Raw genomic sequence first — 25,714 nt, 5'->3', positions numbered from 1 at the left:
GGCGCTGCGCAAGTCCTGTCGGTATAGTGACCGGATGTCTGCAGATTTCCCCAGCCCTTGCGCTTCTTTCTCCGACGAGGACAGCGCGATCCGCATCTTGGGTGCGAGGCAGAACAATCTCAAGCATCTCGACCTGGACATTCCGCTGGGGCGCATCGTCGTCGTCACCGGGGTTTCGGGGTCGGGCAAGAGCTCGCTGGTGTTCGACACGGTGTATGCCGAGGGCCAGCGGCGCTATGTCGAGACGTTTTCGCCTTATGCGCGGCAGTTTCTCGACCGCATGGATCGTCCGCAGGTCGATCGCATCGAAGGCATTCCACCGGCCATCGCCATCGATCAGACCAATCCGGTGCGCACCTCGCGCTCCACCGTGGGCACCATGACCGAGCTGGCCGACCATCTCAAGCTGCTGTTCGCCCGCGCGGCCACGCTGCACTGCCGGGGCTGCGGCGCGCAGGTGCGGCGCGATTCGGCGCAGAGCATCGCCTGCGACGTGCAGCGGCGCGCCCGTCTGCTGCCCCAGGGGCTGCGCGCCGCCATCGTGTTCGCGGTGGCAGTGCCGCAGGGCATGAGCGTGGAGCACATCACCCAGCAGCTCGCCGTGCAGGGCTACACCCGCATGCTGGGTGAGCGCGACACGCCGCAGGGCAGGGTGCTCGATGTGGTGCAGGACCGGCTGCGTCTGCCGGCCGACGATACGGCGCGGCTCAGCGAGGCCATCGAGGCGGCGCTGCGGCTCGGCCAGGGCCGTATGGCCGTGCACGAACAGCCGCCCGAAGGTGGCGGGAATGGCGCGATCTGGCGTTATTCGTCGGATCTGCACTGCCCCGATTGCGACCTCCATTACCGCGATGCCAGTCCCGGCCTGTTCAGCTTCAACTCGCCGGTCGGTGCCTGCGAGACCTGCCGCGGCTTCGGCCGGGTGATCGGCGTCGATCTCGATCTGGTGATTCCCGATGCGCGCAAGACGCTGCGGGCCGGGGCGGTCAAGCCCTGGCAGACGCAGAGCTTTGCCGAATGCCAGACCGATCTGGAGCGCTACGCCGCGCAGGCCGGGATCAGGCTCGATGTGCCCTGGGCCGATCTGACCGAACGCGAGCGCACCTGGGTCATCGACGGCGACCCCGACTGGCGCGGCAACTGGCAGAAGCAGTTCTACGGGGTGCGGCGCTATTTCGACTGGCTGGAGAGCCGCGCCTACAAGATGCATGTGCGCGTGCTGCTGTCCAAATACCGCAGCTATACCGTCTGCCCGGCCTGCGGCGGCGCGCGGCTCAAGACCGAAGCCCTGCTGTGGCGCATCGGTTCGAAGCTCCAGGCCGACACCGCGCTGCAAGGTGGCTACCGGCGCTTCCGCCCGATCGGCGCGCAGTGGAGCGATGCCGTGCTGGCCAGCCTGCCGGGGCTGAGTCTGCACGACATCAACTCGCTGCCGATCGAGCGCCTGCAGCGGCTGTTCGCCGATCTGTCGCTGCCGGACATGGCGCAGGCCGCCAGCAGCATGCTGCTCGACAACATCCGCTCGCGGCTGCGCTACCTGCATGATGTCGGCCTGGGCTATCTCACCCTCGATCGCCAGTCGCGCACCTTGTCGGGCGGAGAGGTGCAGCGCATCAATCTGACCACCGCGCTGGGCACCGCCTTGACGCAGACCCTGTTCGTGCTCGACGAACCTTCCATCGGCCTGCACCCGCGCGACCTCGACCGCCTGGGCGGGGTGCTGCATCGGCTCAAGGAGGCGGGCAATTCGCTGCTGCTCGTCGAGCATGATCCCCAGCTCATGCGCATCGCCGACTGGATGCTGGAAATCGGCCCCGGCCCGGGCGAGCGCGGCGGGCATCTGGTGTTCCAGGGCACGCTCGATCAGGCGCAGCGCTCAAACACGCTGACCGGGCGCTATCTCAGCGGTGCGCTGCAGGTGAGCGACGCCTTGCCGCGCAGGCGCACCCCGCGCCGCGATGTGCAGGGTGGTCTGCTGACGCCGCGTCTCATTCTGGAAGGCGCGCGCGAGCACAACCTCAAGGCGCTGAGCGTCGAGATTCCGCTGGGCGCCATGACGGCGCTCACCGGCGTGTCGGGCTGCGGCAAGTCCACCCTGATTGGCGACGTGCTGTATCCGGCGCTGGCGCGCGCGCTGGGCAAGACCGCGCCCGCGCCCGGCGCCTTCGACCGACTGCTCGGCGTGGAACAGGTTGGCGACGTGGTGCTGGTCGATCAGTCGCCCATCGGCAAGACGGCGCGGTCCAATCCGGTGAGCTTCGTCGGCGCTTTCGACGGTCTTCGCGCGCTGTTTGCCGCACAGCCCGCCGCCCGCGAGCGCGGCTACACCGCAGGCACCTTCAGCTTCAACAGTGGCGACGGCCGCTGCCCCACCTGCGGCGGCTCGGGCTTCGAGCATGTGGAAATGCAGTTCCTGTCGGACGTTTACCTGCGCTGCCCCGACTGCGATGGCAAGCGCTACCGTGCCGAAGTGCTCGAAGTGCAACTGCCGGCGCAGGCCGGGTTCGCCGCGCTGAACATGGCCGACGTGCTCGACCTCACCGTGGCCGAGGCGCTGCAGCGCTTTCGCGGGCAGTCCGACATTACCCGGGCGCTGCAGGCCCTGGCGGACGTGGGGCTGGACTATCTGCGCCTGGGTCAGCCCACGCCGACGCTTTCGGGTGGGGAAGCCCAGCGGCTCAAGCTCGCGGGTTTTCTGGCCGAGGCCGCCAAGAGCCGGGCAGGCCTCGCCCGCAAGGGCACGCTGTTCCTGTTCGACGAGCCGACCACCGGACTGCATTTCGACGACGTGGCCAAGCTGCTGAAAGCCCTGCGCAAACTGCTGGACGCCGGGCACACCGTGCTGGTGATCGAGCACAACCTCGATGTCATCGCCTCGTCGGACTGGGTCATCGACCTCGGACCCGAAGGCGGCGATGCCGGGGGGCGACTGGTGTTCGCCGGGCCGCCGGACGAACTGAGCGACTGCGCGGCATCGTTCACCGGACAGGCGCTGGCGCGGGACGCGGCAATGTGCAGTGCGAGGCGGCACCCCTCCCCACCCCAACCCTCCCCACCCTGTGGGGAGGGAGTTTTCACCTCCTCCACAGGTGGAGGAGGCCGGGAGGGGCATCGTTTGCATAGCGCAGCGCTGTTTGCTCCTCCCCCACTTGCTGGGGGAGGTCGGGAGGGGGAGTCGGCGAACGCCCCTTCTCTCCTGTCGGCCGCCGAACCCGCAGCAACTTACGCAGTCGCCGATGCCTCCGACGAACCCGTCGGCCCGCACCTCGCCAGCGCCCTGCGCGCGGGCAAGGCCGGATTCATCGCCATCCGTCAGGCGCGCGAACACAATCTGCGCGCGGTCGATGTGGACATTCCGCGCGGCGAGATGACGGTCATCACCGGCGTTTCCGGGTCGGGCAAATCGACCCTGGCCTTCGACGTGCTGTTCACCGAGGGTCAGCGGCGCTATCTGGAGTCGATCAACGCCTACGCCCGGCAGTTCGTGCAGCCCGCGGCGCGGCCCGATGTGGAGGCCATCGTCGGCATTCCGCCCACGGTGGCCATCGAGCAGCGCACCAGCCGCGGCGGGCGCAAGAGCACCGTGGGCACGCTCACCGAGGCCTACCACTTCCTGCGTCTGATCTATGCCAAGTGCGGCACGCAATACTGTCCCGACTGCAACATCCCCATAGCCCCGCAAAGCCCCGAAGCCATCCTCGCGCAACTCATGCGCGACTGGCGCGGCCAGCACATCGGCCTGCTGGCCCCGCTGGTGGTGCAGCGTAAGGGCTATTACACCGATCTGGCGGTGTGGGCGCGCAGCATGGGCTATACGCATCTGCGGGTGGATGGCGAATTCGTGCCGACCGAGCCCTGGCCGCGGCTCGATCGCTTCAAGGAGCACAGCATCGAACTCCCTGTGGGCGACGTCGTGGTGCGGGCCGACAACGAGGAGGCGCTGCGCGATCTGCTGCGGCGCGCGCTGGCGCTGGGCAAAGGCGTGGTGCGGGTGCTGGCGCCGCTCGATGGTTTGAAGGAGGCGATGGCGTCGGGGCAGGCGATTGCCGGGATGAAGAGCCTGCTGCTGTCCACCAAGCGCGCCTGCCCAGGCTGTGGGCGCAGCTTCCGCGAACTCGATCCGCGCCAGTTCTCCTACAACTCGCCCACGGGCTGGTGTCCCACCTGCTTCGGCACGGGCGAACTGATCGCCGGCTTCGACGCCGAGCAGACCGGCGAGGAGGCCGCCTGGGTCGAGGCGGACGGCGAGAAATCCGCACCGCGAGCCAAACCGGGACGGGGCCGCAAGGCCGCGCCCGTGACGCAAGCCAGCGCACCGAGCATCTGTCCGAGTTGTCACGGCGCGCGGCTGAACCGCGACAGTCTGGCGGTGCGATTTCGCGAACTATCCATCGCCCAGCTCGCCGCGCGCGATGTCGACGCGGCAGCGGTCTGGTTCGACGCGCTGCAACTCACGCCGCGCGAAGCCGAGATCGTCCGCGACGCCCTGAGCGAAATCCGCTCGCGCCTGGCCTTCATGCAGCAGGTGGGCCTGGGCTATCTGGGCCTGGACCGCGCCGCGCCCACGCTCTCCGGCGGCGAGGCGCAGCGCATCCGGCTGGCGGCGCAGCTCGGCAGCAATCTGCGCGGCGTGTGCTACGTGCTCGACGAGCCGACCATCGGCCTGCATCCGCGCGACAACCGCATCCTGCTCGACGCGCTGGCCCTGCTCAAAGCCAAGGGCAACACCCTGGTGGTGGTCGAGCACGATGAAGACACCATGCGCCGCGCCGATCACCTCATCGACATCGGCCCCGGAGCCGGGCGGCGCGGCGGCCAGGTCGTCGCCAGCGGCACGCTGGACGAAGTGCTCGCCAGCGCCGACACCGCCACCGCGCGCAGCCTGCGCGATCCCATGCCCTGGCCGCTGCAGCCACGCCCGCCCACCCAGGCCGAATCGCCCGCCTTGCATCTGCACGGCGCGCATCTGCACAATCTGCAGGGCGTCAGCGCGCAGTTTCCGCGCGGTCGGCTCACCGTGGTGACCGGCGTGTCGGGTTCGGGCAAATCCACGCTGGCCCGCGAGGTGTTGCTGCCCGCGCTGCGCCAGCGGCTCGCGGGCGATCCAGGTGAGCTGGAAGACGCGGCCGATCTGACGGGCTGGGAAGGCATCGAGCGCGTGCTCGAAGTCGATCAGGCCCCGATCGGCAAGACCCCCCGCTCCTGCGCGGCGACCTATCTGGGCATCTGGGACGCCATCCGCCAGTCGTTCGCCGACACCGAGGAAGCCCGCATCCGCGGCTATACCGCCAGCCGCTTCTCCTTCAACACCGGCCCGGGCCGCTGCCCGACCTGCGAAGGGCAGGGCGCGGTGAAGGTGGCGATGAACTTCCTGCCCGACGTCACCGTGCCCTGCACCGATTGCAACGGCCTGCGCTTCAACCCCGAAACGCTCGCGGTGCGGCTGCGCGGCCGCAACGCGGGCGAGGTGTTGCAGATGGAGGTGGACGAGGCCGTCGAGTTTTTCGCGGCGCACCGCAAAATCCACCATGCCCTGCAACTGCTGCAGGACGTGGGGCTGGGTTATCTGCAACTCGGCCAGCCCAGCCCCTTCCTGTCGGGCGGCGAGGCGCAGCGCATCAAGCTCGTCACCGAGCTGGCCACCGCGGGAACCCGACCCACGGTGTACGTGCTCGACGAACCGACCGTCGGCCTGCACAAGACCGACACCGAGAAACTCATCCGTGTGCTGCACCGCCTGACCGACGAAGGACACACCGTGGTGGTGATCGAGCACGACCTCGACATGATGGCCAATGCCGACTGGCTGATCGACCTCGGCCCCGAAGGTGGCAAGGGTGGCGGGCGGCTGGTGTTGCAGGGGCCGACGCGCGACTTCCTCGAAGCCGATGCGCCGGGGCATACGGCGCAGGCGCTGCGCGTAGCCTGGGCGCAACATCAAGCGGCATCAGGGCAGGCGATCTGATGCCCGAAACGCAACTCTTATGTCATATACAAGACTATTCCATTCCAGCTTTGCCGGGGCATAGAATGCCCGGGTTACTACCGAAGGAGACCCCTCATGGATCAACATATCCGCGTACCTGCAGGCGAGAAAATCACGGTCAACCCGGACTTTTCACTCAATGTTCCCGACCAGCCGATCATTCCCTACATCGAGGGCGACGGCACCGGGCTCGACATCACCCCGGTGATGATCAAGGTGGTGGATGCGGCGGTTGAGAAGGCCTACGGCGGCAGGCGCAGGATCGCCTGGATGGAAATCTTCGCAGGCGAGAAGGCCACCCGGGTGTACGGCCCCGACGTGTGGCTGCCCGAGATCACGCTGCAAATCCTGCGCGACTACGTCGTCTCCATCAAGGGCCCGCTGACCACGCCGGTGGGCGGCGGCATCCGTTCGCTCAACGTGGCGCTGCGGCAGGAACTCGACCTCTATGTCTGCCTGCGCCCGGTGCGCTACTTCCAGGGCGTGCCCTCGCCAGTCAAGCACCCGGAGAAGACCGATATGGTCATCTTCCGCGAGAACTCCGAAGACATTTACGCCGGCATCGAATGGGCCGCCGAATCGGAGGGCGCGAAGAAGGTCGTCAACTTCCTCATCAACGACATGGGGGTGAAAAAAATCCGATTCCCCGAAACCTCGGGCATCGGCATCAAGCCGGTGTCGCGCGAGGGCACCGAGCGTCTGGTGCGCAAGGCCATGCAGTACGCCATCGACAATGACCGCAAGTCGGTGACCCTGGTGCACAAGGGCAACATCATGAAGTACACCGAGGGCGCGTTCCGCGACTGGGGCTACGCCCTGGCGCAGCGCGAGTTCGGCGCGCAGCCGCTCGACGGCGGCCCGTGGATGACGTTCAAAACCCCCAGGACCGGGCGCGACATCGTGGTCAAGGACATGATCGCCGACGCCTTTCTGCAGCAGATCCTGCTGCGCCCGGAGGAATACGACGTCATCGCCACGCTCAACCTCAACGGCGACTACATTTCCGACGCCCTGGCGGCGCAGGTCGGCGGAATCGGCATCGCGCCGGGGGCGAACCTGTCGGACAGCGTGGCGATGTTCGAGGCCACCCACGGCACCGCGCCGAAGTACGCCGGCAAGGACTACGTCAACCCGGGTTCGGAAATCCTGTCGGCCGAGATGATGCTGCGCCATATCGGCTGGTTCGAGGCCGCCGACCGCATCATCGCCAGCATGGAAAAGTCCATCCTGTCCAAGCGGGTCACCTACGACTTCGCCCGGCTGCTTCCCGGAGCCACGCAGGTGAGTTGCTCGGGTTTCGGCCAGGTGATGATCGAGCAGATGTAAGCGGTGCTGCCAACCGCCGAAAGACCGCCCTGGGCGGTCTTTTTTGTCGATTCGAGCGAGGGAACATCCGCTCTTGTTTTCTGTCTGACCCCCCGCAGATGAGCGGCACGGTTTGTCGCTTTTTTGCCTTTCGCAAGCCCTGCGGAATTACCCTCGGCGACAACAGACGGCGGCAGACCTTTCTACAATTTTGCGCATGGCAGCTTCTCATTCCCCCTCTCCAGCCGACGGCGGCGCCGTCGTCGTCGAGCGTCAGACGCAGCGGCTCAAGCCGCCGGCGATGTACCAAGTCGTCCTGCTCAACGACAACTTCACGCCGATGGAATTCGTGGTTGTCGTGATTCAGCACTATTTCAATAAAGACCGCGAAACAGCGACGCAAATCATGTTAAAAGTGCACCAGGAAGGCCGGGGCGTTTGCGGGGTCTATACCCGCGATATTGCGGCCACCAAGGTGGAGCAGGTGATCGGCGCGGCCCGTCAGGCCGGTCACCCTTTGCAGTGTGTGATGGAAGCCATTTAGGAGGCTCATGATGATTGCGCAAGAACTGGAAGTCAGCCTGCACATGGCTTTTGTCGAGGCGCGCCAGCAGCGCCACGAATTCATAACCGTCGAGCATCTGCTGCTCGCCTTGCTCGACAACCCCTCCGCCGCCGAAGTGCTGCGCGCGTGTTCGGCCAATCTGGACGATCTGCGCAAGAGCCTGACCGCGTTCATCAAGGAAAACACCCCCATCGTTCCCGGTTCGGACGATGTGGACACCCAGCCCACGCTGGGGTTCCAGCGGGTGATCCAGCGCGCCATCATGCATGTGCAGTCCACCTCCAACGGCAAGAAGGAGGTCACGGGCGCGAATGTGCTGGTGGCCATCTTCAGCGAGAAGGATTCGCACGCCGTCTATTACCTGCACCAGCAGGGCGTCACCCGTCTGGATGTGGTGAACTTTCTCTCGCACGGCATCCGCAAGTCGGAGCCGGTCGAGCCGGCCAAGTCGGCTTCGTCGTCGAACGAGGACAGCGTGGAAGACAGGGACGGCAAGGAGTCGCCGCTCGATCAGTTCACCCTCAACCTCAACGCGCTGGCGCAGCAGGGCAGAATCGATCCGCTCATCGGGCGCGAGCAGGAAGTCGAGCGCGTCATTCAGGTGCTGTGCCGCCGCCGCAAGAACAACCCGCTGCTGGTGGGCGAAGCCGGCGTGGGCAAGACGGCCATTGCCGAGGGCCTGGCCTGGCGCATCACCGAAGGACAGGTGCCGACGATTCTCGAAGACGCCGTGGTCTATTCGCTCGACATGGGCGCGCTGCTGGCGGGCACCAAGTACCGCGGCGACTTCGAGCAGCGCCTCAAGGCCGTGCTCAAGCAACTCAAGGAAAAGCCGCATGCGGTGTTGTTCATCGATGAGATCCACACCCTGATCGGCGCCGGTTCGGCCTCGGGGGGAACGCTCGACGCCAGCAATCTGCTCAAGCCCGCGCTGTCTTCGGGCCAGTTGCGCTGCATCGGCGCCACTACCTTCACCGAGTACCGCGGCATTTTTGAAAAAGACGCCGCGCTGTCGCGCCGTTTCCAGAAAATCGACGTGGTCGAGCCCAGCGTGCAGCAGACCGTCGAAATTCTGCGTGGCCTCAAGTCGCGGTTCGAAGAGCATCACGGCGTGAAGTATTCGCCAGGGGCGCTGTCGGCCGCGGCCGAACTCTCGGCCAAGTACATCAACGACCGTCACCTGCCGGACAAAGCCATCGACGTCATCGACGAGGCCGGTGCGGCGCAGCGCATTCTGCCCAAGAGCAAGCAGAAAAAGACCATCGGCAAGATCGAGATCGAGGAGATCATCTCCAAGATCGCCCGCGTGCCGGTGCACAGCGTCACCACCGACGATCGATCCAAGCTGAAGAACCTCGACCGCGACCTGAAAAACGTCGTGTTCGGGCAAGAGGCCGCCATCGACGCGCTGGCCGCCGCCATCAAAATGGCGCGCTCCGGCCTGGGCAAGCCCGACAAGCCCATTGGCGCCTTCCTGTTCAGCGGACCCACGGGCGTTGGCAAGACCGAAGTGGCCAGGCAACTGGCCTTCACCCTGGGCATCGAGCTGATCCGCTTCGACATGTCGGAATACATGGAGCGCCACACCGTCTCGCGGCTGATTGGCGCGCCGCCCGGCTATGTCGGCTTCGACCAGGGCGGCCTGCTCACCGAGGCCGTGACCAAGAAGCCGCATGCCGTGCTGCTGCTCGACGAAATCGAGAAGGCCCACCCCGATGTGTTCAACGTGCTGCTGCAGGTCATGGACAACGGCACCCTCACCGACAACAACGGGCGCAAGGCCGACTTCCGCAACATCATTGTCATCATGACGACGAATGCCGGCGCGGAAGCCATGCAGAAATCCACCATCGGCTTCACCACCAAGCGCGAGCAGGGCGATGAAATGGCCGACATCAAGCGCCTGTTCACCCCCGAGTTCCGCAACCGGCTCGACGCGACCATCAGCTTCAAGCCGCTGGACGAGGCCGTCATCCTGCGCGTGGTCGACAAATTCCTGCTCCAGCTCGAAGCCCAACTGGCCGAAAAGAAGGTGGACATCACCTTCTCCGACGCCCTGCGCAAGCACCTGGCCAAGGCCGGTTTCGACCCACTGATGGGCGCGCGCCCGATGCAGCGTCTCATCCAGGACACCCTGCGCCGCGCCCTGGCCGACGAGCTGCTGTTTGGCCGTCTGGTCGATGGTGGGCGGGTGTCGGTGGATATCGACGAAGCGGCAGCCGAGAAAGACAAGATCAAACTCGACATCACCCCGCCCGAGCCGAGGCCGAAGAAAAAAGAGGCTGAGGACGCTGCGGCTTGACGTTCGTCAAGCATCGGTTCAATAAAACGCCTCGTTATTCGGGGCGTTTTACTTTTTGATGCGGGTGGTTCAAATGTGGCTAGGGTGGTGGGTGGGGTGAGGGATAGACTATGTGGAAGGTATGGGGCGGGGTGCTACGAAGATAGACCTGACCCCAATCTTTCATGCATGTGCCGCCTTGACCCCATGTGCCGCCTGACCCCATGTGCCGCCATTTTGATGGAAAACTGTGACATGGGGCTGGATTCGAACCAGCATCATCGTCCGTTGCGGACTGCCCTTACCCATCGGCGTACACCATGCCACAGCGGGTAGAAGTCTAGCTCCTACGCGAAAACTTGCCAAATTGCATCCAATCGCAAACCCAGCGTCATGACCGACCTCAACATCACCCTCGACGATGCGCAAGTGCGCGCCGCGCTCGACCGGCTGGCGCGCTACCTGAACAAGACCAAAGGCAACCGCAAGAAAGACGGCAGCCTGAGCAAAAAAGGCGGAACCCGGCTGGCGCAAACAAATGGGGTCAGGTCTAGCTTTGTAGCATTTGGCGCATCAATGGCGGCCTCCAATTTCTAGAGTCGCATTCTTCATAGCCTGACGCACACAGCAACTCGGCAATCTGCTATGTTTTTTAGATGAAGGTCAGTGAAGTCTTGATGAAGCTGAAAGCGGATGGCTGGTATCTCGCAGAAACTCGCGGTAGTCATCGTCAGTTCAAGCATCCTGTAAAGTGCGGTCGTGTCACCGTGCCAGGAAAACCCAGTGATGATCTTGCACCCGGCACCTTGAATAGCATTCTCAAGCAGGCTCAGTTAAAGGACTAAACTCTATGCGCTACGCGATTGTTGTGGAGAAGACCGAGAATAATTATTCAGCCTACGTGCCGGATTTGCCCGGCTGCGTGGCCACCGGCCACACCATTGAGGAAATTGAGCGAGAAATACGCGAGGCGATTAGCTTCCATATCAAAGGGCTCATTGAAGATGGCCTAACCGTTCCGCCACCCACCAGCATTGTTGAATATCTGGAAATCGCGGCTTAGTTGTAGCATCAGGGAAGGCAGAGTCAAGGAAAGGTGGGCCACTTTTTATCTGCGCAGCATTCGATTCACCAGAATGTTGGGGAAATCCTGCCGGTGGCCTGCGGCGAGGTATACGTAAACTGTACGGTCGATACGGCGGTAGACCAGTTTGTGGTGGGACGTCAGCACACCCAGGTAATCCGTCATGCCAATGGCCGCCAATTGCTGGATGGGTGTGCCATCGAGGACGCCGGATTCAATCTTGGCGAGTTTCTCAAAAATTTCGTTTTCAGCGATTTCCCAAGCCGCTTCGCCCCATTTTTCGAGCATATAGTCCTGCAGGGCTAACAGGTCTGCCTGCGCATCGGGCAGGATGATGATGGCCATTATTTGCGGGTAAGGCGAGTGGCCAGTAATTGCGCCCGTGATTCCTCTGCAGTGATGCCTTTTCCCAGTAAACGGTCTTGCTCACCAAGGGCAATGATTTTCAGCGCAGCGATGAGGGCTTCCTTTTCCTGGAACTGGCTGACGTGTTCAATCACCATGCTGGCTTCGCCATTCTGGGTGATGACATAAGGATTTCCATTTTTTTCCAGATCTTCGGAAATCTGGGCGGCGTGACTTTTGAGGTAGGAAATGGATCTGATGTTGGTAAGGGACTGCATGCTGACTCCGGGCGGGAATGCGTAGCCTGAATTTAGGTCTGTATTCGGTGACTGTCAACAGAGAGGGCGCCATCTTTCATCCGGGATTTTTTCGCTACTTCAAGGCGGATCGAGCCGGAAACCGAAGAATGTTGCAGGCGGGGCGGTGAAGTGGCCCAGGTTCATGGGCGCGGAGCCGGGCAGGCGCAGTTGTGTGCCTTGCGCATCGAGTCGATCGGCCAGGAGAGGCATGTCGGCGCTGTGCAGCAGACCGGGGCCAAGGTGGGTGCGCAGCCAGATCCGCCCCATGCCGTCCAGCCAGATGGATTCGACTTTGCAGGTCTGGCCGGTGTGAGTGCTCCACGCCTGACTTGCTTGGGACTGCAGCCGGATGATCCACGGCGCGACTTCCAGGCTGACATCGACTCGTTGCGGGCCGTTCTGGAAGTACCACGCGCCGGTGGCATCGACCGTGTAATTGCGGCCGATGAAGGCGGTAAGGCCTGCATGCAGAACCGGACCGGCGTCGGTCTTGACCAATCGACCGTGAGCATCGCGCGGCCAGATGGCGGGGCCGGCTTGATGGCGCATCCACCACTGCCCGCGCTGGTCGAGCGCCAGCCAGCCGGTGCAGCGCGGCACATGGGGCCAATGGGCCAGGGACTGGAGTACGGCGGCGTCCATCGATTTCGCTGGAAAATGCTGCAGGCGATGATGCGGTGCAGGTGGCAGGGAAATTCTGCCTGCGGCCGATTCAATGCAGGGTGTCGGTCGGCGCCAGGGCGGCCAGCGGCGTCTGGGGCACGCCGGGGCTGGCGTGGTGCAGCACCATGCGCCAACCGACGGCGGTCTGGACGAAAAGATGGGTGGTCAGGACGAAGCCCCATTGCACCTGACCGTCCACGTCGATGGGCACGCGCTCGACCACGCTGTGCGCAGCGCTGGTCATGCTGTGCCAGCGGTGTTGCACCTCGGCATTGATCTGCAGCCCGCCGTTGGCCAGCAACTGCGCAAACCCTTCGCGGATCGCTGCCTGACCGTCCAGCCGCTGGCCGCCGGGGTGGATGCAGCAGATGTCGTCATCTTCCGACCACAGCGCCATGAGCGCGTCGAGATTGCCGCTGGAGAGGGCCTCGTAAAAAGCGGCTTCGACATCTTCGGGCGAGTTGGTCCAGGGGGTCTGGGGCGGGAGCTTGCGGCGCGGCATGACAGGTCTCGGTTTGGGGCGGCGTCAACGGAACACCACGGTCTTGTGGCCATTGCGCAGGATGCGGTGCTCCACCTGCCAGCGCACGGCGCGAGCGAGCACGACGCTCTCCACGTCCTGGCCGACGGCGGTGAGGTCGGCGGCGCTCATGGTGTGGTCGACGCGCTCGACGTCCTGCTCGATGATGGGACCTTCGTCCAGATCGGCGGTGACGTAGTGCGCCGTGGCGCCGATGAGCTTGACCCCTCGCGCATAGGCCTGCGCGTAGGGGCGCGCGCCCTTGAAGCTGGGCAGGAAGGAGTGGTGGATGTTGATGGCGCGGCCTTCGAGCTGCGCGCAGAACTCGGCGCTCAGAATCTGCATATAGCGCGCGAGCACCAGCAGCTCGGCGCCGCTGTGTTGCATCACGGCGAAGATGGCTTGCTCCTGCGCGCGCTTGGTCTCGACGGTTTCTCCGGCCTTCAGGGGTAGATGATGAAAGTCCACGCCGTAGCTGCGCGTCAGGTCGGCGAAGGTGGGGTGATTGGAGACGACGGCGGCGATGTCCATCGCCAGTTGCCCGGCCTTCCAGCGATAGAGCAGATCGTTGAGGCAGTGGCCGTACTGGCTGACGGCGATGACCACCCTGGGGCGAACGCGCAGATCGTGGAACTGCGCCTGCATGTCAAAGCGCTTGCACACGTCGCCGAACAGCAGCGCGAGCTGGCCGGCATCCTGCAGATGCTCGGGGGCGGAAAAATGCACCCGCATGAAAAACAGCCCGGTGTCGGCATCGCCGTACTGCTGCGAATCCATGATGTTGCAGCCCGCCTGATACAGCAGGCCGGAGACCGAGTGCACGATGCCGGGCGCATCCGGACAGGAGAGGGTGAGAACGAATTCTGGCTTGGAGTGAGGCATACCGGGCCGTGCGGGCGGCAGAGATGAGGGGCAAGGCGATGATTTTAGGAGCCTTGCATCAGATGGCCGCGCGCGATCAGCGCGTGAGTTGCACAGACCCTTGCACCGTGAGTTGCAGCGGGGTTCGCCCCGTGGCCAGGGGGACGGCAGGCGACTCAGCGGCCACCATCGACTCGGCGCGCATCATCATGGGACGAGGTTGCGGCAACTGTCCCTGCGTGGGTTCGATCTGCAGGGTGCGCAGGGTGTAGCCGCCGTAGCCCAGGGCGTGCGCCGCAGTGGCGGCCTTGGCCTTGAAGCGCGCAATCGCCGATTCGATCAGGGCGGTCTCCTCGCGGTCGCGCAGCGCCTTGGAGAGTTCGAAGCCGCTGGATTCGATCATGAAGCCCTGCTGCGCTAGTTGCCCGGCGATTCTGCCCAGGGCGGCGAAGTCGTGAGACTTGAGCACCAGCCCGGCGCGCACCGTCCAGCCGTCGCGCTGCGACTGGTTGTTCACCGTCTTCCAGCGGGGTTGGGTGGTGAATGCCCCGCTGCTGGCCTCCACACCGGACACGGCGCGGGCCCGCTGCAATGCGGCTTCCAGCGATTTGCTGACCTGCGCGGTGAGGCTGGCGGGGTCGGGCCCGCTGCGTTCTGCGGCCAGGTGCATCACCGCGAGGTCGGGCGTCACTTCGACCTGCGCCGTGGCCTGGAGATCGACCACGCCAGCGACCACGTTCGACTGTGGAGCGCTCTGCGCCTGCGCGCCAGAGCAGAACAGAAGGCTGGCGAGCCACAGACCGGCAATGGGCGAAACAGGACGGGATGACATGGTTTTCCTCGCAGACAAAGGTGCGTTGAACCCAGATTTCGAGGGCTTTAAGCCGAGTCTAAGGCAACGCAGCGAACATTCCATCATCGCAATTCGTTTGACTCGTTTCGGAGGCAGTCATGCAAAGCACAAAGCCGAAGGCTTCATCAAGACTCTGGGCCGCACTGGCGGCAGCAGGCATCATCGCCGGGGCCGGCACCATGGCCTATCAGTTCAGCTATGCCGAGGTGGCGCCGCAGGTGGAGATGAACCACAAGGTCGTGCCTCTGTTCAACAACCCTCCCGCAGCGCCGATGACCAACGTCGCCGCGAGTGCGCCGAACTTCGCCGCCGTCGTCAAGGCCTATGGGCCCGCAGTGGTGCACATCAATGTGAAAGGCGAAACCAAGGAGACTGTGCAGCAGCAGATCCCCAAGCAGTTCCGCAACGACCCGTTCTTCCGCTTCTTCCAGCAGTTCAATGGCCAGCAGCAGGAAGTGCCCACCGAGGGGCTGGGCTCGGGCTTCATCATCAGCTCGAACGGGCTGATTCTGACCAACGCGCACGTCGTCAAGGGCGCCAGCTCGGTGCGTGTGACGCTCACCGATCATCGCACCTACAAGGCCAAGGTGCTGGGCTACGACACCAAGACCGACATCGCGGTGATCAAGATTGCGGCGACCAACCTCCCCACGGTGCGGCTGGGCAACCCCTCCAATCTGGAGCCGGGCGACTGGGTGCTGGCCATCGGCTCGCCTTATGGCTTCTACAACACGGTGACTGCCGGGATCGTGAGCGCCAAGAGCCGCTCGCTGCCCGATGACAGCATGGTGCCCTTCATCCAGACCGACGTGGCGGTGAACCCCGGAAACTCCGGCGGGCCGCTGTTCAACACCAAGGGCGAGGTCGTGGGCATCAATTCGCAGATCTTCACCCAGACCGGGGCGTTCGAGGGGCTGTCTTTCGCCATCCCGATCAACGTGGCCGAGCGCGTGGCCAAGCAGATCATCGAGCATGGCAAGGTGCAGCACGCCCGTCTGGGCATTGCGGTGCAGACGGTGACGCAGAGCCTGGCGACTTCCTTCGGCCTGCAAACCCCGCGCGGCGCACTGGTGGCGCAGGTCGAGAAAGACAGCCCGGCGTCCAAGGCGGGTCTGCAGCCGGGCGACATCATCCTCAGCGTGAACGGGCAGCCGGTGAACGACTCGGCCGATCTGCCGATGATGATCGGCCTGTCCGAGCCCGGCAGCAAGGTGACGCTGGACGTGTGGCGCGACCACAAGCAGCAGACCATCACCGCGGTGCTGGGCAACTTCAGCGACAACGTGATGCTGGCCTCGGCCAGCCCCGGCGCGCATGGCGACCACGGCGGGCTGGGCCTGGTGGTGCGCCCGCTCAACGCCAACGAAGAACAGCAGGCCGGGGTGTCGCATGGTCTGCTCGTCGAGGGTGTCAGCGGCCCGGCGGAGCAGGCCGGCATCCAGCCCGGCGACATTCTGATCGCGGTCGACGGCAAATCGGTCAACAACATCGATCAGGTGCGCAATATCCTGAAAAGCGCGGGCAAGTCGGTGGCCTTGCTGATCCAGCGCGGCAGCAATCGCATCTTCGTGCCCGTGCAGATCGGCTGATCGAGCGCTTCCTCCTTTCCTCCAAGCAGTGTTTCGCGGGGCCGCCGGCTCCGCTTTTTTATGGGCGGTCGGATCGCGAGCGGGTTCTATACTGGAGTTTTTTTGTCGGAGATTTTCATGTCGATCGCGCAAACCCTCAAGGAACTGGGCATCAGCCTGCCCCCGGTTTCCACCCCCGCCGCCGCCTATGTGCCCTATGTGCAGAGCGGCAATCTGGTGTTTCTCTCCGGGCATATCGCCCGAAAAGACGGCAAGCCCTGGGTGGGCCAACTGGGCGTCGACATGGACACCGCTGTGGCCAAGGAAGCGGCGCGGGCCATCGCCATCGACCTGCTGGGCACGCTGCAGGCCGCGGTGGGCGATCTGGAGCGGGTCAAGCGCGTGGTGAAACTGCTGGGCCTGGTGAATTCGGCGCCCGGCTACACCGAACAACATCTGGTGATCAACGGTGCATCGGAGCTCATCGCGCAGGTCTTCGGCGAACGCGGCGCGCATGCCCGCAGCGCCTTTGGCGTGGCGCAGTTGCCCATGGGCGCCGCGGTGGAAATCGAGCTGATCGCCGAAGTGTGAGCAGGACGATCCGCCGCGCCGGGCTGGACGACGCCGAGGCGCTGGCCGGGCTGTCGGAGCAGTTGGGCTATCCCGCCACAGCGGCCGTGATGCGCGAGCGGCTGGCGCTCATCCTGCCGTCAGTCGATCACGCGGTATTCGTTGCCGAAGTGCAGGGCCGGGAGGTGGCCTGGGTGCATGTGCTCAAGGTGCTGCATCTGGAATCCGGGCTGTGCGCCGAAATCGCCGGGCTGGTGGTGGATGAGGCGCACCGCGGCGATGGACTGGGTGCCGAACTGGTGCAATGCGCCATCGACTGGACGCGCTCGCAGGGACTGGCCGTGCTGCAGGTGCGCAGCCGCGCCGAGCGCCGGCGCACGCATCAGTTTTACTTGCGCCGGGGTTTCACCGAGGTCAAGGTACAGCACTTGTTCGAGTTGCGCGTGCCGGGGCGGTGAGCAAGGTTGGGCTTTGACCCTTTGGGTTTTGGCCCTGTCAGGCGCGGCCAATCCACTCTGGCTTGAACGTCACCTCGATCTTGCGTCCGCGCCGGGCGCGTTTGCCGACGTAAGGCGCTTGCTGCGCAGCGCCGAGCGTGGTGCTGCGCAGCAAACCGCCGCGACCTTTTCCGCTGACCAGCAGGGCGTCGCGCTCGGTTGCCAGTTGCGCCACGCTTTGCAGGGTTTCCTGGGCGTCGAGCGCCATCAGGGTGATGCCCCTGCCGCCGCGCGCCAGGGTTTTGACTTCCGCTGCCGGATAGAGCAGCAGGCGGCCGTCCGCGCTCAAGACGGCCAGACGCCCGAGCGGGCGGCCTGCAGCGTCGGTGTCGAGCCGCAGCGGGCGCTGCAGCGCGTCGCCATCTTCGAGGGTGATGAAGGTCTTGCCCGCGCGCTGGCGGCTCAGGCCGTCGCCCAGCCGCGCGACAAAGCCGAAACCCTGCGCCGTCCACAGCAGCATGGCCGTGGTGCGCTCGCCTGCGACATAGTGCAGGGCCTGCGTGCCCGGTGCAAGCTCGATGAAGGTGGTCACGGGCTGGCCGTCGCCGCGTCCGCCGGGCAGGTCGGCGACATCGATCGAGTAGGCCCGGCCATCGCTGCCGAACACCACCAGGGGATCGACGCTGCGGCATTCGAACGTGGCGTAGAGCGCATCGCCGGGTTTGAAGGCGAGGGCGCCCTGCATCAGGCCGTGGCCTTTTTGCGTGCGCAGCCAGCCTTTGCGCGACACGATGACGGTGACGGCCTCATCCACCACCTTGACCTCGGCCACTGCGCGCTCATCAAACTGGATGAGGGTGCGGCGCTCGTCGCCGAACTGTTTGGCATCGGCTTCGATCTCGCTGATGATGCGCCGCGTCATGGCCTTGTCATCGGCCAGCAATTTGTGCAGGTCGGCCGCTTCGGCGCGCTGCGCGGCGAGTTCCTTGTCGATGCGGATGGCTTCCAGGCGGGCGAGCTGGCGCAGCCGCATGTCGAGAATGTCGTCAGCCTGCAGCTCGGTGAGATCGAAGCGCGTCATCAGCGCGGGCTTGGGATCGTCGCTGTTGCGGATGGTGTCGATCACCTCGTCGAGGTTGAGCAGTACCTGCTGCCGCCCTTGCAGGATGTGGATGCGCGCGTCCACCTGCTCCAGCCGGTGGCGGGTGCGGCGCTGCACGGTCTGGCCGCGATAGGCGAGCCACTCGCGCAGGATGTCCATCAGCCCCTTCTGGCGCGGCTTGCCGTCGGCGCCGATCATCACCAGATTGATCGGCACGCTGGTCTCCAGGCTGGTGCGGGCGAGCAGGGTGTTGACGAACTCGGCGACATCGATGCGCGAGCTGCGCGGCTCGAACACCAGCCGCACCGCCGCCTCACGGCCCGACTCGTCGCGCACCGTGTCGAGCAGACCCAGCAGGCTGGTCTTCAGCGCAATCTGCTCGGGTGCGAGCGCCTTCCTGCCGGGGCGGACCTTGGGGTTGCTGAGTTCCTCGATTTCTTCGAGCACCTGCTGGGTGCTGGTGCCGTGCGGCAGTTCGTGGATGACGAGTTGCCATTGGCCGCGGGCGAGTTCTTCGATGGTCCAGCGCGCGCGCACCTTCAGGCTGCCGCGGCCGCTGGCATAGGCCGCGGCGATGTCCTGCGGGCTGGAGATGATCTGGCCGCCGGTGGCGAAGTCGGGGCCGGGCATCAGCGCCAGAGCGTCGGTGAGTTCGAGGCGGGGATTCTTGAGCAGGGCGACGCAGACGCTGGCGACCTCGTGCAGATTGTGCGAGGGAATCTCGGTGGCCATGCCCACGGCGATGCCGCTGGCGCCGTTGAGCAGAACGAAAGGCAGGCGCGCGGGCAGCAGCCGGGGCTCGGTGGTCGAGCCATCGTAGTTGGGAATGAAGTCGGTGGCGCCTGCGTCGATTTCGCCCAGCAGCAGCCGGGCTATTGAAGCAAGTCGCGCCTCGGTGTAGCGCATCGCGGCGGCGCCGTCGCCGTCGCGCGAGCCGAAGTTGCCCTGGCCGTCGATCAGCGGATAGCGCTGCGCGAAATCCTGCGACAGCCGCACCAGCGCGTCGTAGGCGGCCTGGTCGCCGTGCGGGTGAAAGCGGCCGAGCACGTCGCCGACCACGCGCGCCGACTTGACCGGCTTGGCTTCCGCCGTCAGTCCCATGCGCCACATGGCGTAGAGAATGCGCCTCTGCACCGGCTTCAGACCGTCGCACACATCGGGCAGGGCGCGGCCCTTGACCACGGAAATGGCATAGTCGAGATAGGCGCGGCGGGCATAGTCGCCCAGCGCCAGCGTATCGGCGTCGTCTTCGGGCCGGTTGTCGAATTCGAGGGTGGCTTGTTCACTCATATCAGATGTCCACTTCGATCTGGTCGCCGTATTCCTCCATCAGCGCGCGGCGGGCCTGGGCTTCGCCTTTGCCCATGAGCTGGGAGAAAAGTATTTCTGCTTCATCGAGCCGCACGCGGTACAGACGCCGGGTGTCGGGGTTCAGCGTGGTGTCCCAGAGTTGCTCGGCGCTCATTTCGCCCAGGCCCTTGAAGCGCGAAATCTGCCAGGCGCCGTCCTTCAGGCCGTCCTTGCGCAGCTTGTCCTGCGCGGCCTGCAGTTCGGCATCGTCGAGCACGTAGATTTTCTGCGCGGGCTTCTTGCCGCGCGCGGGCGCGTCGATGCGGTACAGCGGCGGGCGTGCCACGCAGACATGACCGCGCTCGATGAGCCTGGGAAAGTGACGGAAGAACAGCGTGAGCAGCAAGACCTGGATGTGCGAGCCGTCGACGTCGGCATCGCTCAGAATGCAAATCCTGCCGTAGCGCAGGTTCGACAGATCGGGGGTGTCGTCCTTGCCGTGCGGGTCGACGCCGATGGCCACCGCGATGTCGTGAATCTCGGTGTTGGCGAACAGCCGGTCGCGCTCCACCTCCCAGGAATTGAGCACCTTGCCGCGCAGCGGCAGCACCGCCTGGAACTCCTTGTCGCGGCCCATCTTGGCCGAGCCCCCGGCGGAATCGCCTTCCACCAGAAAGAGTTCGGTGCGTGCGACATCGCGGCTCTCACAGTCGGTCAGCTTGCCCGGCAGCACGGCCACGCCCGAGCCCTTTTTCTTCTCCACCTTCTGCGCCGCGCGCAGGCGGCTCTGCGCCTGGCGGATGACCAGTTCGGCGAGCTTCCTGCCCTGATCCACCCGTTCATGCAGCCAGATCTCGAACACGGGCCGCACCGCCTGGCCGACCAGGCGCAGCGCATCGCGGCTGTTGAGCCTTTCCTTGATCTGGCCCTGGAACTGCGGATCGAGCACCCGCGCGGAAAGCACGAAGGACGCCCGCGCGAAGAGGTCTTCGGGCAATAGCTTCACGCCTTTGGGCTGCAGGTTGTGCAGTTCGATGAAGCCCTTCACGGCCTGGAACAGCCCCTCGCGCAAGCCGGCCTCGTGCGTGCCGCCCGCGGGCGTGGGAATGAGGTTGACGTAGGACTCGCGAAGCAGGGCGCCCTCTTCGGTGAAGGCCACGCACCAGGCAGCGCCTTCGCCTTCGGCGAAGCTTTCTTGATCGGAGGAAGCGCTGGCGTAGTGCTCGCCCTCGAAAAGGTCGATGCAGGGTGGCTGCTGCAGGCTGCTCTGCAGATAGTCGCGCAGCCCGCGGGCATATTCCCAGTGCGTGGCGTCGCCGGTCTTCTCCTGGATCAGATCGACCTTCACCCCGGGCAGCAGCACCGCCTTGCTGCGCAGCAGATGGGTGAGCTCGGTCAGCGGGAGATGCGGGCTGTCGAAATACCGGGCATCGGGCCAGACGCGCACCCGGGTACCGCTTTTGCGCTCATCGCGCGTGGCCTTGCGCACCGTCAGCGGTTCGATGACCTCGCCGCCGGCAAACACCAGATGCGCCACCTGGCCGTCGCGCCAGACGGTGACTTCCAGCCGCTTCGATAGCGCGTTCGTCACCGAAACGCCCACGCCGTGCAGTCCGCCCGAGAAGCTGTAGGCGCCGCCCTGCAGCTTGTCGAACTTGCCGCCGGCGTGCAGCCGGGTGAACACCAGCTCGACCACCGGCGCGTTTTCCTCCGGGTGCGGGCCGAAGGGGATGCCGCGACCATCGTCTTCCACGCTCACGCTGCCATCGAGATGCAGCGTGACGGCGATGTGCTGGCAATAGCCGCCCAGGGCTTCGTCGGCGCTGTTGTCGATCACCTCCTGCACGATGTGCAGCGGGTTGTCGGTGCGGGTGTACATGCCCGGCCGCTGGCGCACGGGCTCCAGGCCCTTGAGCACGCGGATGGACGATTCGGAATAAACGGGAGGTGTTGACCCCAACGCTCGCTTACGTTCGCTGCCCCCCGAGGGGGCTGCCTCTGCCTTGAGGCGGCTCTGCGGCAGTGGTCGACGACTGGCCATAAAGGTTCAAAAAATTATCCACAGGGATGCCGCCGATGCCCAGTTATCCCCAGCGGCTGGGGAAAATGTGACATCGGAGGGGCGCAAAGCCCTGAATTCATGCGGGTGAATCGGGCTGCCCAAAAAACAGGCAGGCCGATGCGGGAGGCAGACCCGCACTGCGCGATGGCTGTGCAGGTCTGGGGGAGGATTGTAGGCAGGGGGCTCTAACCCAGATTGTCCATTAGGCGGGGCTTCGCCCCTACACGGGCGCTGGTGGTCGGTTTGGGGCGTCTTTGTCCTGGCGCTTCGCGCCCATAGCTTGAGCTATGGGCTTGTCGCGTCGGGCCAAATCCATCCCCAACCCGCCGCGCCATCTTCCCGTGTCCTAATGAACAATCTGGGTTTATTGCATTTCCAGATCGGGCAAGACCGCGTCCAGCCCGGCCTGGGCGCATTCCTCGTCGACCCTGCCGTCCGGCGCGCCGCTCACGCCCACGGCGCCATATATACGGCCGCCGGCCTCGATCGGCACCGAGCCCGCGGTGAAGGCCAGGCCGTCACCCAGCAGCGCCAGCGGCGAGGCGGCCTGCGGCCCCATGGCCGTGCCCTTGATGCCGAACATGGCTGCGGTGTAGGCCTTCTGCCGGCTGATGGCCAGCGACACGGGCGGGGCCAGGGTGTCGCGCAGCGTGGCCTGCACGATGCCGTTGCGGTCGACCACGGTGGCGCTGACCTGCAAGCCCTTGGCGCGGCAAGCCTTGATCGCGCCTTGCGCAATGCGCTCGGCGGTATCGAGGGTGAGGCGGTGGACGGTCACGCTGAGCGGTTCGGCCGCGAAGGCGGGGGCGGACAGTACGGCACACAGGCCGAGCGCCGCGGGCAAACGAAAGCGAAAGCAATTCATGATGTCTCCTGCAGAAATTTTTTGGCGATGGGCAGGGCGCGTGCGTGATGCAGTATTCCACAGCGTCCCGCGTCCTGCACACCCTGGAGCAGCGGCGATTCACCGGGGCTGATGCATGAGTTTGTCCAGCGTGGGTGCGATCGCCTGCGCGATGCGCTCCTTGCCTTGCGCGTCCGGGTGCAGCAGCATCTGGGTGTGAGGCGGCAACCGGTGCACTCCGTCCATCACTGCAGGTCATGTCGCCGATGAAGCCGGGATTGAGCAGGGCATGACGTCCGTATTCGCGCTGCAGGCCGGGCATTGGAAACGGATCGGCAAGAGAGGCAGCAGAAGCAAGCCTCGCTTGCAGCTCCGATTTCCTGGAACGGTGTGCAATTTTGAACAATTCTTGACGTTTCGTCGAGACCACCGGGCCGACAACGTGACGGATTTCACGGACAAGACGGCGCCGCTTCGGGAGAATTCACTCAAACCAGAACAGCCTGTGAATCGGGTGCAGGAATAATGGAAATTTATCGTTGATTTCGCCAGTCCGCTCCGATTGTCAAGAAGTTTGGTTCTTTGTTGACAGTCTCCACCCGGTTTTTTTCGGATGTTTCCTCTTCACGCGAACGCCGTTTCTCAGCCCTGAAAATTTGACTCACTGACTCTGTCTGCTGCAACGCCCCGATGCGCTCTGTGCCCACCCGCTCCGTATTGCGCTGGCTGCTCTGGTCAGTGGGCCTGGCTGCGTGTTACATCCTGCTGGCCTGGCTGGTGCTCGGGGTGCGGTCGGGCGAGCTGATTCTGTGGCCTTCTGCGGCCGTCGCGGCGTTCGGCCTGATCGCGCGCGGGCCGTCGATGGCGCCGGCCATCGTGCTCGCTTCCTGGGTGAGCAACCGTCTGCTGCTGGGTTGGGGATGGGAGGCCAGCGCCTTGATCGCCGCGGGCGACGCGCTCGGTCCGCTGCTCGGCTGGTGGCTGCTGCGACGGCGGGTGCACTGGCAGGGTTTCGAGACGACGGCAGACGGACTCTGGTTCATCGGGGCGATGGGCCTGCTGGGGGCCGGGGTTTCAGCCGCACTGGGCGCGATCGCCGCGGCGATCCATGGCTTTGACCAGTCGCCGGTGACGCCTGACCTGGGCGTGCAGTGGTGGGTGACCGACATGACCGGCATCGTGGTGCTCACTCCCGCCGCGGAGCTGTTGCGTCGGCTGTCGCCGCAGGCCTTGCGCTCGGCTTCGAACGGCGAAATGGTGCTGCTGCCGGCGCTGGCGGTGGTCGGCACCCTGCTGGTCTATCTCATGCCGACGGGCCAGAGCGCGCTGCCCATTGGGCTGGCGAGCCTGGTGATGCTGCCGATGCTGTGGTCGGCGATGCGCCTGCCGCTGGCGGTATCCGCTTCGCTCACGGCCGTGGTCAGCCTGTTGATCGTTGCGGCGACCGTGCTGCAGCATGGCCCGATGTATGCCATGCTGGGCAGCGACCGCTTCATGTCCATGCAGATCATTCTGCTGGCTTTCGCCAGCGCCATGCTGCTGGCCGGGCTGCTGGCCAACGAGCGCACCTTGGCGATCAGGCAGGTGCGCGACATCAACGCCACGCTGGAGAAAAAGGTCAACCGCCGCACCGCAGCGCTGCAGATCAGCCAGGCCACCACGCAGGCGCAGTTGCGGTTTCAGGAGTCGCTGCTCAACGCACTGCCCAATCCGGTGGCGTTCAGCGATCCGCACGGGCGGTTCACCCGGGTCAACGTGGCCTTCAATCTGCTGGTCGGGCTCAGCAGCCCCGAAATCCACGGGCGCACCGGGCCGCAGATCCTCGGCGCCGCGCTGGGCCGCCTCTGGGAAGAGATGGACGGCGAACTGCTCTCGGGCCGTCTGCAGGTCACGCGCGAGGCGGCCTATCTGCATCCCGATCACGAGCCCACGGTGTGGATTCTGAACAAGGCGCTGGTGCGCGACGCGGTCAGCCGCCAGATCGTCGGCGTGGTGACGAGCATGCAGGACATCACCGCGATCAAGCAGCTTCAGCAGCAGCTCAGCGAGGACGAGCAGCGTTTTCGCTTTCTGGCGGAAGAATCGCCCGTGCCGCTGGTCATCACCCGCACGAGCGACGCGGCGCTGCTGTTCTCCAACAAGGCGGCCGAAGCGCTTTTCCGTGGCTCATACGCGCAACTTGCCGGGCAGTCGGTGCGCCATCTCTGGGGCGATGCAGTCGATCGCGATCGATTGCTGCTGCGCCTGCAGCGCGAGGGCGGGACGGTGCGCGGCGTGGAGGCGCAGTTTCGCCGTTTCGACGGCACGGGGGTCTGGCTGCTGCTGTCCGTGACCCGCGGGCGCTACCGCGACGACGACGCGCTGATCTTCGCCTTCAAGGACATCACCGAGGTCAAGGCGCGCGAGGACGAGTTGCGCAATCTGGCCTACACCGACACGCTGACGGGCATACCGAACCGGCGCCACTTCCTGGCTCGCGCCGCGCTGGAACTGCGCCGCGCGCAGCGCGAGGGCAGCCCGTTCGCACTGCTGGCGCTGGACATCGACCGCTTCAAGCAGATCAACGACCGGCTCGGCCATCAGGCGGGCGATGCGGTGATCCGCTGTTTCGCCCAGACCTGCATGCAGCAGTTGCGCGGCCCCGATCTTTGCGGACGGCTGGGCGGTGACGAGTTTGCCATCCTGCTGCCGCAGACCACGCGGCAGGTCGCTTTCGACGTCGCGCAGCGCCTGCGTCTGGCCATTCAGGAGGCGGGCTGTCTGCCTTCGGCGGATCAGGTCGGCCTGACGCTGACGACCAGTATCGGCATCGCCGAGTTTCTGCCCACTTCGACGATCAGGGACGCCGACGAATTGCTCGACCGCGCCGACCAGGCGCTCTACCGCGCCAAACAGTCCGGGCGCAACCGGGTGGAAATCTGGAGCGGCGAGTCCCCGGGGCCGGTGTGAGCGTCGGGCACACCTCCCCACCCCAACCCTCCCCACGAGTGGGGAGGGAGTGAACTGACCTCCCCCACGGCGTGGGGGAGGTTGGGAGGGGCATCCGAAGGAGGCGCGAAGCGCAGTTCTCACCTCCTCC

At 65.2% G+C, this 25,714-nt stretch carries 20 protein-coding genes and 1 pseudogene; 11 read left to right on the top strand and 10 right to left on the bottom strand.

Annotated elements, in window-relative coordinates:
- Positions 1 to 34: 34 nt before the first annotated feature.
- The 4 genes from uvrA to clpA all read left to right on the top strand — a co-directional run bounded on the left by uvrA (position 35) and on the right by clpA (position 10,158).
- Positions 35 to 5,965, top strand: a complete 5,931-nt coding sequence (gene uvrA, locus RBR52_RS11600; RefSeq protein WP_320377419.1) for an excinuclease ABC subunit UvrA — start codon at positions 35 to 37, stop codon at positions 5,963 to 5,965.
- A gap of 96 nt (positions 5,966 to 6,061) precedes the next feature.
- Positions 6,062 to 7,312, top strand: a complete 1,251-nt coding sequence (gene icd, locus RBR52_RS11595) for an NADP-dependent isocitrate dehydrogenase (RefSeq protein WP_320377418.1) — start codon at positions 6,062 to 6,064, stop codon at positions 7,310 to 7,312.
- 196 nt (positions 7,313 to 7,508) lie between these two features.
- Complete coding sequence (gene clpS, locus RBR52_RS11590; protein ID WP_320377417.1) at positions 7,509 to 7,835, top strand: ATP-dependent Clp protease adapter ClpS; 327 nt, start codon at positions 7,509 to 7,511, stop codon at positions 7,833 to 7,835.
- A 10-nt stretch (positions 7,836 to 7,845) separates the two neighbouring features.
- A complete protein-coding gene (gene clpA / locus RBR52_RS11585; protein WP_320377454.1) occupies positions 7,846 to 10,158 on the top strand; it encodes an ATP-dependent Clp protease ATP-binding subunit ClpA in 2,313 nt (770 codons plus the stop codon).
- 230 nt (positions 10,159 to 10,388) lie between these two features.
- On the opposite strand, the pseudogene RBR52_RS11580 reads toward clpA, so the two are convergent.
- Positions 10,389 to 10,462: pseudogene (locus tag RBR52_RS11580) on the bottom strand.
- 68 nt (positions 10,463 to 10,530) lie between these two features.
- Between RBR52_RS11580 and RBR52_RS11575 the strand changes: the two are divergent.
- Genes RBR52_RS11575 through RBR52_RS11565 form a run of 3 tightly spaced genes read left to right on the top strand, consistent with a single transcriptional unit; the run spans position 10,531 to position 11,200 of the window.
- Positions 10,531 to 10,734 (top strand): hypothetical protein, encoded by a 204-nt coding sequence (locus RBR52_RS11575; protein WP_320377416.1) that lies wholly within the window; start codon positions 10,531 to 10,533, stop codon positions 10,732 to 10,734.
- 59 nt (positions 10,735 to 10,793) lie between these two features.
- Positions 10,794 to 10,982 carry a type II toxin-antitoxin system HicA family toxin gene (locus RBR52_RS11570; RefSeq protein WP_320377415.1) on the top strand — a complete coding sequence of 63 codons (189 nt, stop codon included), beginning with the start codon at positions 10,794 to 10,796 and terminating at the stop codon, positions 10,980 to 10,982.
- A 5-nt stretch (positions 10,983 to 10,987) separates the two neighbouring features.
- Positions 10,988 to 11,200, top strand: a complete 213-nt coding sequence (locus tag RBR52_RS11565) for a type II toxin-antitoxin system HicB family antitoxin (RefSeq protein ID WP_320377414.1) — start codon at positions 10,988 to 10,990, stop codon at positions 11,198 to 11,200.
- A 45-nt stretch (positions 11,201 to 11,245) separates the two neighbouring features.
- On the opposite strand, the gene RBR52_RS11560 is transcribed toward RBR52_RS11565, so the two are convergent.
- From RBR52_RS11560 to RBR52_RS11535, 6 genes are all read right to left on the bottom strand, one after another.
- A complete protein-coding gene (locus tag RBR52_RS11560; protein ID WP_320377413.1) occupies positions 11,246 to 11,566 on the bottom strand; it encodes a type II toxin-antitoxin system RelE/ParE family toxin in 321 nt (106 codons plus the stop codon).
- Positions 11,566 to 11,844 (bottom strand): type II toxin-antitoxin system Phd/YefM family antitoxin, encoded by a 279-nt coding sequence (locus tag RBR52_RS11555; RefSeq protein ID WP_320377412.1) that lies wholly within the window; start codon positions 11,842 to 11,844, stop codon positions 11,566 to 11,568. The genes RBR52_RS11560 and RBR52_RS11555 overlap by 1 nt, the downstream gene beginning before the upstream one ends.
- A 99-nt stretch (positions 11,845 to 11,943) precedes the next feature.
- Positions 11,944 to 12,507: a DUF2946 family protein gene (locus RBR52_RS11550; RefSeq protein ID WP_320377410.1), complete on the bottom strand. Its 564-nt coding sequence runs from the start codon at positions 12,505 to 12,507 to the stop codon at positions 11,944 to 11,946.
- Positions 12,508 to 12,577: 70 nt separating this feature from the next.
- Positions 12,578 to 13,030: a YybH family protein gene (locus RBR52_RS11545; RefSeq protein WP_320377409.1), complete on the bottom strand. Its 453-nt coding sequence runs from the start codon at positions 13,028 to 13,030 to the stop codon at positions 12,578 to 12,580.
- Between the two features lie 24 nt (positions 13,031 to 13,054).
- On the bottom strand, positions 13,055 to 13,930 hold the full coding sequence (purU, locus tag RBR52_RS11540; RefSeq protein ID WP_320377408.1) for a formyltetrahydrofolate deformylase: 876 nt from the start codon (positions 13,928 to 13,930) through the stop codon (positions 13,055 to 13,057).
- 76 nt (positions 13,931 to 14,006) lie between these two features.
- Positions 14,007 to 14,741 carry an SIMPL domain-containing protein gene (locus RBR52_RS11535; RefSeq protein ID WP_320377407.1) on the bottom strand — a complete coding sequence of 245 codons (735 nt, stop codon included), beginning with the start codon at positions 14,739 to 14,741 and terminating at the stop codon, positions 14,007 to 14,009.
- 119 nt (positions 14,742 to 14,860) lie between these two features.
- On the opposite strand from RBR52_RS11535, the gene RBR52_RS11530 reads away from it, so the two are divergent.
- From RBR52_RS11530 to RBR52_RS11520, 3 genes are all read left to right on the top strand, one after another.
- Complete coding sequence (locus tag RBR52_RS11530; protein WP_320377406.1) at positions 14,861 to 16,351, top strand: DegQ family serine endoprotease; 1,491 nt, start codon at positions 14,861 to 14,863, stop codon at positions 16,349 to 16,351.
- 117 nt (positions 16,352 to 16,468) lie between these two features.
- Positions 16,469 to 16,921 (top strand): RidA family protein, encoded by a 453-nt coding sequence (locus RBR52_RS11525; RefSeq protein WP_320377405.1) that lies wholly within the window; start codon positions 16,469 to 16,471, stop codon positions 16,919 to 16,921.
- Positions 16,918 to 17,358 carry a GNAT family N-acetyltransferase gene (locus RBR52_RS11520; protein WP_320377404.1) on the top strand — a complete coding sequence of 147 codons (441 nt, stop codon included), beginning with the start codon at positions 16,918 to 16,920 and terminating at the stop codon, positions 17,356 to 17,358. Before RBR52_RS11525 ends, RBR52_RS11520 begins: the two co-directional genes overlap by 4 nt.
- A 37-nt stretch (positions 17,359 to 17,395) precedes the next feature.
- On the opposite strand, the gene parC is transcribed toward RBR52_RS11520, so the two are convergent.
- The 3 genes from parC to RBR52_RS11505 form a co-directional block, all read right to left on the bottom strand.
- Positions 17,396 to 19,729, bottom strand: coding sequence for a DNA topoisomerase IV subunit A (gene parC, locus RBR52_RS11515; RefSeq protein ID WP_320377403.1), 2,334 nt, complete (start codon positions 19,727 to 19,729; stop codon positions 17,396 to 17,398).
- A gap of 1 nt (position 19,730) precedes the next feature.
- A complete protein-coding gene (locus tag RBR52_RS11510; protein ID WP_320377402.1) occupies positions 19,731 to 21,770 on the bottom strand; it encodes a DNA topoisomerase IV subunit B in 2,040 nt (679 codons plus the stop codon).
- Between the two features lie 385 nt (positions 21,771 to 22,155).
- A complete protein-coding gene (locus RBR52_RS11505) occupies positions 22,156 to 22,656 on the bottom strand; it encodes a heme-binding protein (RefSeq protein ID WP_320377401.1) in 501 nt (166 codons plus the stop codon).
- Between the two features lie 669 nt (positions 22,657 to 23,325).
- On the opposite strand from RBR52_RS11505, the gene RBR52_RS11500 reads away from it, so the two are divergent.
- Positions 23,326 to 25,584, top strand: a complete 2,259-nt coding sequence (locus RBR52_RS11500) for a diguanylate cyclase (RefSeq protein WP_320377400.1) — start codon at positions 23,326 to 23,328, stop codon at positions 25,582 to 25,584.
- Positions 25,585 to 25,714: the final 130 nt, after the last annotated feature.

The sequence above is a fragment of the Thiomonas sp. genome, from assembly GCF_034007205.1.
Taxonomy (GTDB): domain Bacteria; phylum Pseudomonadota; class Gammaproteobacteria; order Burkholderiales; family Burkholderiaceae_C; genus Thiomonas.
The sequence above is the reverse complement of the archived record's forward strand: the minus strand, read 5'-3'. Positions and strand labels throughout refer to the sequence as shown.